This is a genomic window from Shewanella sp. 11B5 (genome assembly GCF_002836795.1).
Taxonomy (GTDB): domain Bacteria; phylum Pseudomonadota; class Gammaproteobacteria; order Enterobacterales; family Shewanellaceae; genus Shewanella; species Shewanella frigidimarina.
Window position 1 is genome coordinate 1 of sequence record NZ_PJAP01000223.1, and the last position, 10,391, is coordinate 10,391.

The following is a 10,391-nucleotide window of genomic DNA, read 5'->3' on the forward strand; positions in this document are numbered from 1 at the left end:
CTCGGCAGCGGCTGCAATTTCCAAACTTCTGTCTGAAATATGCTGGTTTTGCTCCGCGATGTCATTAATGTTTTGACTTGCACTTGTCATTAACTGTTCGCTTGATTCGGCTTCTTTTACCGTTTTCGCCATCACGTTCATCACACCACGGCTATTGGTTTGCAGTGTTTCAATAATTTTTTGAATTTCAACGGTCGCTGCTTGAGTTCTACCCGCTAAGGTTCTTACTTCATCTGCAACCACTGAGAATCCACGTCCCTGTTCGCCTGCTCTTGCCGCTTCAATAGCAGCATTAAGGGCTAGCAAGTTGGTTTGGTCAGAAATGGCATTAATCGTTGCAATAACCTCACCAATTTCAGTCGCACTAGAATCAAGTTCTGCAACAGCAACTGAGGTACCACGTACTTCCCCTGCTAATTGATTAATCTCAACCAAGGTTTTTTTGATCTGAGCTTGGCCTTGTGTGGTTTTCTCCGTTGCTCGCGATATTTGCGTTGATGATTCTTGAGCATGGCTAGCGACTTCTCGAATCGACACTGCCATTTCTTCCGTTGCACTGGCTAACGAATCAATGCGGTCTTGCTGCACGCTGGCCAACTGAGTATTTTCATCACTACGCACACGTAACTGAGCACTAATTTGTTGGATCAAAGCAACTGCTTCTTGAGTGGTTTTCACCAACAGATGTTCACGTTCTGTGACCCTATCAACGGTTCTTGCAATCAGATTAAATTCATTACGCGCAGGCGCATAACCAATACGAGATGCAAGATCCCCTTCGGCCAACCTTTTCAATGCTCCATAAATATCGAATAGACTGCCACCGATGAAGGTATTTACATAATAAGAGCAAACAAACATCAACAATAAACTCAAGCTAATGGCAGTGATGTGCCATAAACCTAACCCAGTCAGAAAATTAGTGTCATCAACATAACTTAATGAATAGTCTTGCCCTGAAACCTGAGCCGAAATATCAGTATTAAGGCCAATATTAATCGCTGTATTTTGCAGTAAGGGCGCCAGATCAGATGCAGATATCTGAGTCGCTGATGCCAATTGGGCAATCACATCAACTTGTTTTTGTGCTTCTATTGTTCTTTGTGAAGACGCCGCGTCAGCAAAACAAATGCCCATGACGACAACGGCGAGCACAGCAGTAAAAAAAAGAACAAGAAAATTTTCATGTAACTTTACGCTAATTAAATATTTATCTATCCAACGAAATGCAACTTGTTTCACGATGATATCTCCAATAAAAATGATCAGTGATTACCGAGTGAGGCGCATTACCTATCTTATTCAGCAGGTAATTATTGATATAAGAGAAGATGTCATTCGGTCAATTACCAGAAATAATATATGACTGTCGTTAGCAGGTGTTTCTAAATAACAAAATTGGCACCTAGATCACGCAAAAAATGCCAGAAAAGACACTTATTGTAACTTAACCACCACAAACTGGTAACCTTCCTCAAAAAATCACCTGAAGTTGTCGCATGACTCAGCTGTTAGTTAAGGAGTAATTGTAACTAAGCACCGATTTAGCTAACTTGTGTAAACTTATTATCAGTAAGCATTTAACTCGTTCATGTATTTCATCGGTGATGTTTTCATGACTTTTTTAAACATGGTAATAAATGCACTCACCGACTCATAGCCTAATAACTCGGACACCTGTTGCACACTTTGCTTATCTGACAGTGCTTGCAGTGAAGTAATAATATGCAGCTGTGTACGCCATTTGCCAAAAGTCATTCCGGTTTCTTTCTTAATCAACCGCGCTAACGTGCGCTCTGTTAAGGCAAATTGTTCTGCCCATTGCGGCAGTGTTTTTCTATCGTGAGGCTGACTTATCAATTGCTGGCTCATCGCTTGAATAACCATATTTTTAGACAAAACAAAATCTAAATGTTGGATCGGCATATCAATTAATTGGTCGTGTAATACCTGAGCTAATCGTGCCGTTTTACTGTTTGCGCGATAATGCTGATCGCGACTAGCAAGTTCACACATCAGCTCTTTCACTAATGGCGAAATCGCTAATGTACAAGTATTTTGTGGCATGCCGTCCATATTGCTATCGATAAATAAATGGCACAACTTGGCGTTATCTGATGCGCGGTTACTGTGGACTTTGTGCGCAGGGATCCAAATAGCGCTATGGGTTGGTACCATCCACATTTTTGCCGATACCTCGCAAGTCACATAACCATGCAATGCTAAGATTAACTGACCTTTTGGGTGAGTATGCAGCGGAATTTCGTGGCTGGCACAGGCATGCTCTATTTTGGCAATAATGGATTGCTTCATATACTCAAAATTTTTGATTTCATCCCAACCAATTGCATCAAACATAGTTTTGTCAGTTTTCAGTTATTTATTGTCACTATCTCTAAATTATATCGTTCGGCAAATCTTTATACTAGCAACCATTATTAAGTGAAATCTAAAGCAGCTAATGACGTTACAAACCGACAATACTAAACCGCAATCTCGATTTTCTGGTGCATTACTCGTAATAGGTATTTTGCTTATTGCGGCTAATTTACGTGCGCCTTTTACCGGCATTGCTCCTGTGCTGGACCAAATTATTAATCACTTTGGACTAAGCGGCTCACAAGCAGGGTTTATAACAACATTACCGCTTATCGCCTTTGCGATTGTGTCGCCAATGGCGGCGACATTTGCCCGCAAACAAGGGTTAGAACACACACTGTTTGCAGCACTTATTTTGATATTGCTGGGTATCGGCACCCGATTTATCGACTCATCCACCATGCTTTTTATTGGTACGGCAATTATTGGCATCGGCATTGCGATTGCAAACGTGTTATTACCCAGCCTAATAAAACGTGATTTCGCCACCAAAGTAGCCTTAATGACCTCGGCTTACGTGCTAACAATGGGAGTGGCTTCTGGCGGGTTCTCGGCGTTGGTATTTCCGTTAAGCCAATTCAATGGTTTAGGCTGGCAATTAGCGCTTGGTTCGGCGGCTATGTTAACGGTCGCGGGGATAATTGTGTGGATGGCGCAATTAGGTAAACACACTAAGCCGGCTCGTATTGCACCATTATCTTCTTCGTCAAAAAGTGTGTGGCGTTATGCACTTGCATGGCAAATAACCTTATTACTGGGCTTAAACTCATTTTTAACTTATATCATTATTACTTGGCTGCCCAACATATTGACTGACACGGGTCACTCGGCCACACAAGCTGGTGCTTATCATGGCGCATTTCAAATTGCGACAGCGCTGCCAGGTTTAGTGTTAATTCCATTATTGGCTAAATTAAAAGATCAAAGTGCATTGAGCTTTTTACTTGGAGTACTCAGCGCAATCAGTGCATTAGGGCTACTCTACGTACCACACTTTGCATTTGCATGGACAATAATGTTGGGGTTTTGCTCTGGGGCTTGTTTTATTTTAGGGCTATCGTTTATTAGTTTACGCACTGACGACCAGCACCAAGCCGCATCGCTTTCTGGTATGTCACAATGTGTGGGCTATTTATTAGCGGCAGTGGGCCCTATGTTGGCCGGAGCAATACACACAACAACAAGCAGTTGGACTGGACCACTGTGGCTATGCGTTATTGCAGCATTGTTATGTGCATTATGTGGTTTAGGCGGTGGCAGAAATACCACGTTACATAAGTCGGTTAACTAAACATACACGGCCTGATAACTGAGTTATGCATTTAATATCACCATCCTAATGAAGCAAACCTCATTTGAGAAAACGATATTGAGCAACATAAAATCAAGCCGTAAATATGGTAGGCCACTCAAAAATAAGTCATTGAGATAAACGGGTTGCGGTCACGACATCGTACCTATCACACCGGATGCTTACACCCAATAAACAGGATAGTGACGCTTAGGATCTGTGGAAAGATTATTCACTACCAACGCAACGATCAAGAGTAATACCGTACCTAAAAACACGGGCATTAAGGCATAGAGAAAACCGAGCTTATGAACGTTTTCACCACCAATCACGGCAATCAACGCTGTAGCACCAGCGGGCGGATGTAAGGTTCTGGTCAAGTACATTAACGCAATAGATAGCGATACAGCCAAAGCGCAGGCTAGCACTATATAATCAGTAAAGACTTGATAAACCGCAACACCTATTAACGCTGATATTACGCTGCCACCAATTAAATTACGGGGCTGAGAAAACTCCGCTAACGGAGCACCGTAAACCAACACAGCTGACGCACCAAAAGACCCTATTACAAACATACTGCCCATAGGATTAGCGGCCGTATAAAACGCTAAACCAGCAACTAAGTAAATACCACAAAATGCGCCAATCCATGACCAAACAATTTTCTTTAGCGGTTGCCTAGGAGGACAAATGTCCTTTGATCGCATGCGAGTAAAATAGAATCTCATTATGTTAATCCGAGTAAATGGCCTAATACATTGTTGACGATGTCATTCGCGAGCAGCAAATTAGCGCTTAAGAAACACAATTGCAATTACACCCAACCAAAATCCTCTTGGAAATAAGGTAATGCTACTTTAGTGATCTCGTGATGATCTAATGATGTGAATATTAATGAGATAAAGACGGTTTTTTGGTTCTAGTGACTAAAAAACAAATGAGGGAACCTAACGTGACCAATGCTACACCCTGCCAAAATGATCCCGTAAGTGAAATAGACAAATAAACAGAAGCAAACATGGTCGAAAACACAGGGGTAAAATATGACAACGTGCCTAACAATATAATATTTCCACCAATAATGGCCTGGTTCCACAAAGCATAACCGGTGCCGATTACCATGCCAGCAAACAATAATGTAAACGTTGATGGTAAGGTGAAGTGTAAGCGGGGTTCGTTACTCAAAAAATATTGTATCCACAACGTTACCGCAGTCGCGCTAAAAAACAGTGCAATCGCATTTTTTCCGTTACTGATTTTTTGAGTGACTACGCAATAAATTGCCCAAATAAATGCCGCAAAAAAGGCCATAGAATAGGTTATTGGGTTGTCCGAAATATTAGTTAACAACAGACTAGGTGAAATACCCTGGTCGCCAGCAATACACCAAGCAACACCTGTAAATGCCAATAAAATACTTGGGTAAACCAAAATATTCACTTTGTTACGACTCATCATGACACTTAACAATATCGTCAGCGCAGGCCATAAGTAGTTAATAATCGACATTTCCATTGCTTGCAGTCGGCTATTGGCCATGCCTAAAGATAATGCCAGACAGATTTCATAAGTAACAAATAACCCACCGCCGATAAATAAATATCGCTTAGGGTAATCTTTTATTTTGGGTATTCCCATGACCGACATTAAAAATAGCGCACTGACGGTATACATCATTGCAGCGCCAGCAATGGGACTAAACAATTCGGATAAATCGCGGATTAATGCCGTGACGGTACTCCACAGCAAAATGGCCATAACGCCATAAAACGTATACTTATTGTCGCGAATATAAGACACCAAACCCACCGTTATTTCATCGCGGATTTTACATATACATCAAAGCGGTTTTTCTTGGTGGCGATAACCATACTAGGTTTAACTCCATCCAAGTCTTCTGCGTAATCAGGGCGCTTTACTACCACGCGCTTAGTGGCGAGTGCCATAGCGGGTGCTAACAGTCCATCGGCATCTAAGTCTGCGCCGACAAGAGTTTGGAACACGCGCATTTCTTTTTTAACCAGAGCTGATTTTTCACGGTGTGGGTACATTGGGTCAAGGTAAACTACATCAATCTCGGTACCAGACGATTGAGCGGCGTCGGCTAACGCGCTGATACTTGAACCATGAAATAAGCTCATCAAATCGCGCATCCACTCGCCTATTTCGGCGTCTTCATAAGCGCGGCGTAAACCATCTTCAAGCAATGCCGCCACAACGGGATGACGCTCAACCATAATCACTTTACAACCTAGGCTTGCCAGTACAAAAGCATCTCGGCCAAGCCCTGCGGTGCCATCAACTACGGTGGGCGTTACGCCTTGCTTTAGTCCGACAGCTTTGGCAATCGATTGACCTCGGCCACCACCAAACTTACGTCGATGCGCCACTGCACCAGACACAAAGTCAACGCTAATGCCGTCGAGTTTAGGTTCATCACGCTTATGCAAACTCAAGCAGTTTTGATCGAAACGCAATTCAAAAGCGGCGTCTTTGTCCCACACCAACTGCCAGCGCTGGGCGATGTCGACTAATGAAGGATACTGCTGATTAAAGAAGATCGGGGTCTGCAACAAGATGATTACCTGCCAATGTAAGAAACTACGCCATTATGCCAAAAGCCATCACCAGTGAACACCTATACCTCGCGCGCTAGAAAACTTATAATGTCGCTATTACACAGTTTTTGCTGTCTCATTTAGTAAATGGAAATGCCCATGCTCAGTTATCGCCACGGTTATCATGCAGGCAATTATGCCGATGTACTTAAGCACTCAATGCTTATTCAAGTATTAAAAGCGATGCAGAAAAAAGATAAACCTTATGTGTATATCGATACTCATGCAGGTGCAGGTGCCTACTCATTAACCGATGAGTTCGCCCAAAAAACCGGAGAGTATTTAGAGGGTGTTGCCAAACTATGGGACCACGCTAATTTACCCACTGCATTGGCCAACTATGTTGAAACTGTGCAGCACTTTAACGCTGAGTTTGATGGCGAGTTAACCGTGTACCCTGGCTCACCGGCCATTGTAGATGTTGAGCTTCGTCCGCAAGATCGTATGGTGTTACACGAACTGCATGGTACTGACCATGAGTTATTAGCAGATTATTTTGTGGAAGACAGACAAGTCAAAGTCATTAAAGGTGATGGTTTACAGGGATTAATTGCCGCTGTACCGCCATTAGAACGTCGTGGGGTGATATTAATTGACCCAAGCTATGAAATGAAAACTGACTATCAAGATGTTGCTCAAGCCATCATTAAAGCCCACAAACGCTTTGCTACCGGGACATTTCTTTTATGGTATCCGGTGGTTAAACGTGAGCAAACAGAAGCTATGCTAACGCTGCTCAAAAATAGTGGCATTAAGAAACAACTGCGTATTGAGCAAGGCATTAGCGCCGACAGTGACGAGTTTGGTATGACAGCTGCGGGTTTATGGGTAATTAACCCACCTTGGCAAATGGATGTATTGGCTAAAGAAGCATTAGATTACTTAGCGCCTTTACTAGGCGGTGCCGACGGAAGCATTAGCGTAAAGTGGGAAGTAGGCGAGTAAGACTTTCTACCCGCAAAAGATGTGAGTTTATTGTCGTATCAGATCCTAACTATCTTTATTGAAATAACACACAAATTTCAAATGGAATTAACCTGCAGGCTCAATGGTTCTCCGTCCGAAGTGTCCGAAATAGCGTGATGAAAATGCCGTAGTGACATCATGGATGATGGCACAGGCTCAGGGGTACATGGATGTACCATCTGAGCCGTTAGGCGATTTTTATTATGTTATGAGGATCAACACTTTGTCGGAGCTGCGGGGGGAGATCCAAGAGGGGGAAGCAGTTTTCCCCTTCTTGGTCGGGTGTGGGCGAAGCGCCACGACCTTGATGTTATTTATTGACGTATGACTGAGCATTACTTAAAAAACGCGCCTGCCGCACCAGGGAATACCACTGGGCTAACATTACCATTCGCGGCAACACTCGCGACACCAAACAAATAATTGTCGATAACCAAATTATCTAACGTGAACTGATTAACCTTGCCGACATAGCGGCTATGAGTCCATTCAGCTACCGTTGTTGAGCGCCAATATACGCGATAACCGACAACCGTGTTGTCGTCAGTACTGGCCCAACTTAATGTGGTACTTGGTGAGACTTGCCCTGCAATGGTCACCTTAGTTGGTGGCGCTGGGGCCCATGCTTGTGACGCTAAACTTAACGCATTAAGCGCAGTCAGTTTGGCGGTAAAATCAAAATCCACTCCTTCAATCACATCGCCATACGCAATGCCGTTTTCAACGCGAATATCTTGATGTTGGCGATTATAGTTCTCGTTGGTTTCCATAATCCGCACGGCAGGCAAACCAGCCTGATTAAACGGTAAATGATGCCCACCACGACCAAAACGATCGAGTCGATACACCAGCATCACCTCTAAATTAGTCATGTACTGGTCGGCTAGCGACTTAATTTTACGGGCTAAATTGCGTGAAGCAGAATCATTTTCGCCGCCACTAAAATAGCGTTCTTTGGCTTCATCTGCGGTTTCGGCAAAACGTACGCCTTCAGAAAACACCCGCACACTACTGTTATTCACCACGCCATTAATGCCAGATATATTGCCAATCATGTCATTATTTAATACTGCTTGAACCTGCCAATTTTGCGCTTTAGCATAGTCAGCTAAAATATTGCCGCCATACAAACCTTGTTCTTCGCCCGACAATGCAGCATAAACAATAGTGCCGTTAAATTGGTATTTTGATAATACTCGCGCTGCTTCTAACGCCCCTGCCACACCGGATGCATTGTCGTTAGCACCAGGAGAAATTGAGGTAGCATCCAACACATCACTAACACGTGAATCAATGTCGCCGCTCATCATCACTACACGCTTAGGATCCGTTTTACCCCGCTGAATCGCGATAACGTTAACTACTTCGGTTGGATTTTCGATTCGTTTACCTTGAACAGTGTCGCCCACGGTCACCACTTCTAAACAGCCACCACATTCTTTTGATATACGATTAAATTCAGCCTCAATCCAACGTCTAGCAGCACCGATACCTTGAGTGTCAGATGTGGTATCAGACAAAGTGTGCCGAGTACCAAAACCGACTAAGGTTCGAAGATCTTGTTCAATCCGCTTAGCTTGCGGTGCGGTAGCGATGTCGTATAAACGCACATCTTCTTGTGATGGGGCTACAAACGATGATTTGTCGGCAGCAAATGCAGGCACGGTTACAGCGCCCAATATCAACAACCCAGCCATGCCCGCTAAACAATAACCGTTGTTACGACTGAGTTTGACCCGCTTAGGTTGTACTTTATGAATTAAATGGTTCATTAATAAATACCTTAAGTTAACTGGCTAATGCTTTTTGGTAGCGTTTTAATAATATTTTTACGCGCTTCACATAAGCTTGTGTTTCAGGATAGGGCGGTATACCGCGGTATTGCATCACCGTTGTTGGACCAGCATTGTATGCCGCACAAGCAAGGTCAATGTCGCCGTCAAATTTGCTCAATAATTGCGCAAGATAACGACTGCCACCACGAATATTCTGTTGAGCATTAAAAGGATCATCAACGTCCATATCGCTAGCGGTACCTGGCATTAATTGCATTAAGCCTTTAGCGCCAGCTTTGGATAACGCGCCAATTTTAAACGCTGACTCGGCATGGATCACTGCTCGAATAAGTGCAGGATCAAGCTGATACTGCCGCGCGGCTAAAGCCACATCGGTTGCAAAATGTGAGGTAAATAATGGGATTTTATACCAATCGATAACCGAATCGACCCGGCATGCAAAACATTCATACAATAATACTTGGTAGTCTGCATCCAGCGGTTGTTGATCGCTAAACACCATCACCCCATTGGTTTGCTTGTATTGAAACACTTTACGCTTTTCCACGCCTAAATCACTGACAATACCATTTTCGGAGTAACTGGCCTTAACGCGAGGCTTACTCGATACTGAGCCCGTTTTTGTTAACGAATAATTATTGGTTAACGTACGCGGTTTTTGTTTATCGCCCACATAGCCAGCATTCAACGACAGCTGATCATTAATTGATTGCTCATCGGCAGGCTTAGTGTTGCGGCGACTCAACACGTTATATGTTTCTATCGTTGGCGCTGGGTGATTTTCAGCGGTGGTAGTTTGAGATTGCTGTAACGATAACTGCTTTTTTGCTGCGGCTTGCTGAGGAATATACTTAGCTTTAATTTGCGGCTTTTCAACGTCTTCCACGGCAGGAGAAACCACTTGCTTGGCTTGTATAGGTACACAAATACAAGCCAACAACGTAGCGATACCTAATAGCGTCTGCCGATTACGCCATGTCATTTGACTATTCCTGCACTTGATCGAATATCGGCATCGGCGCGATACGGGCGAACTTTGCTACTGCCGAACCGGGAAAAATTTTAACCCCACTGTTTAACTCGTCTACGGCTTTACGGTAAAAGTCTTCCGCGTGGACAAAGTCGAGCTCTAGCTGTATATATTCGGCGAGCTGATCGGCACACAGTTTGTCTTTATTCACCGTAGCTAATAATGCTTCTAAACCTTGATCAATCTGTTGCCAAGCGGCTATCGATACAGACAACGAGCCACCAGCCATATTTGACTCTTCAATCGGTTGTTCCCAATCGTGTTCGGGCTGTAACTGTTTTAGTAGCTCCAACTGGGCTTGTTGGTCA

At 43.6% G+C, this 10,391-nt stretch carries 10 protein-coding genes; 2 read left to right on the forward strand and 8 right to left on the reverse strand.

What is annotated here, in order from left to right:
- Together CXF78_RS02080 and CXF78_RS02085 are read right to left on the reverse strand one after the other, a co-directional pair.
- Positions 1-1,242 (reverse strand): methyl-accepting chemotaxis protein (locus CXF78_RS02080; protein ID WP_102035828.1); only part of this gene is annotated, 1,242 nt, incomplete at its 3' end.
- A gap of 327 nt (positions 1,243-1,569) precedes the next feature.
- Positions 1,570-2,358 (reverse strand): AraC family transcriptional regulator, encoded by a 789-nt coding sequence (locus CXF78_RS02085; protein ID WP_102035829.1) that lies wholly within the window; start codon positions 2,356-2,358, stop codon positions 1,570-1,572.
- 103 nt (positions 2,359-2,461) lie between these two features.
- Between CXF78_RS02085 and CXF78_RS02090 the strand changes: the two genes are divergently transcribed.
- Positions 2,462-3,670, forward strand: a complete 1,209-nt coding sequence (locus CXF78_RS02090) for an MFS transporter (protein WP_011639263.1) — start codon at positions 2,462-2,464, stop codon at positions 3,668-3,670.
- Between the two features lie 182 nt (positions 3,671-3,852).
- Here the strand turns inward: CXF78_RS02090 and CXF78_RS02095 are convergent, their stop codons facing one another.
- The 3 genes from CXF78_RS02095 to CXF78_RS02105 all read right to left on the reverse strand — a co-directional run bounded on the left by CXF78_RS02095 (position 3,853) and on the right by CXF78_RS02105 (position 6,246).
- Positions 3,853-4,401 (reverse strand): HPP family protein, encoded by a 549-nt coding sequence (locus CXF78_RS02095; protein WP_102035830.1) that lies wholly within the window; start codon positions 4,399-4,401, stop codon positions 3,853-3,855.
- A 163-nt stretch (positions 4,402-4,564) separates the two neighbouring features.
- Positions 4,565-5,473 carry an aromatic amino acid DMT transporter YddG gene (gene yddG, locus CXF78_RS02100; RefSeq protein WP_102035835.1) on the reverse strand — a complete coding sequence of 303 codons (909 nt, stop codon included), beginning with the start codon at positions 5,471-5,473 and terminating at the stop codon, positions 4,565-4,567.
- Positions 5,474-5,484: 11 nt separating this feature from the next.
- Complete coding sequence (locus CXF78_RS02105) at positions 5,485-6,246, reverse strand: class I SAM-dependent methyltransferase (protein ID WP_086019814.1); 762 nt, start codon at positions 6,244-6,246, stop codon at positions 5,485-5,487.
- Between the two features lie 144 nt (positions 6,247-6,390).
- Here CXF78_RS02105 and CXF78_RS02110 point away from each other — a divergent pair, with 144 nt between their 5' ends.
- Positions 6,391-7,236 carry a 23S rRNA (adenine(2030)-N(6))-methyltransferase RlmJ gene (locus CXF78_RS02110; protein ID WP_102035831.1) on the forward strand — a complete coding sequence of 282 codons (846 nt, stop codon included), beginning with the start codon at positions 6,391-6,393 and terminating at the stop codon, positions 7,234-7,236.
- A gap of 356 nt (positions 7,237-7,592) precedes the next feature.
- Here CXF78_RS02110 and CXF78_RS02120 read toward each other — a convergent pair whose 3' ends face one another.
- The 3 genes from CXF78_RS02120 to CXF78_RS21370 all read right to left on the reverse strand — a co-directional run.
- Positions 7,593-8,954, reverse strand: coding sequence for a M28 family peptidase (locus CXF78_RS02120; RefSeq protein ID WP_374702263.1), 1,362 nt, complete (start codon positions 8,952-8,954; stop codon positions 7,593-7,595).
- A gap of 91 nt (positions 8,955-9,045) precedes the next feature.
- Positions 9,046-9,726 (reverse strand): lytic transglycosylase domain-containing protein, encoded by a 681-nt coding sequence (locus tag CXF78_RS21760; RefSeq protein WP_374702264.1) that lies wholly within the window; start codon positions 9,724-9,726, stop codon positions 9,046-9,048.
- A 313-nt stretch (positions 9,727-10,039) separates the two neighbouring features.
- A partial coding sequence (locus CXF78_RS21370; protein WP_374702262.1) for a hypothetical protein occupies positions 10,040-10,391 on the reverse strand: 352 nt, incomplete at its 5' end.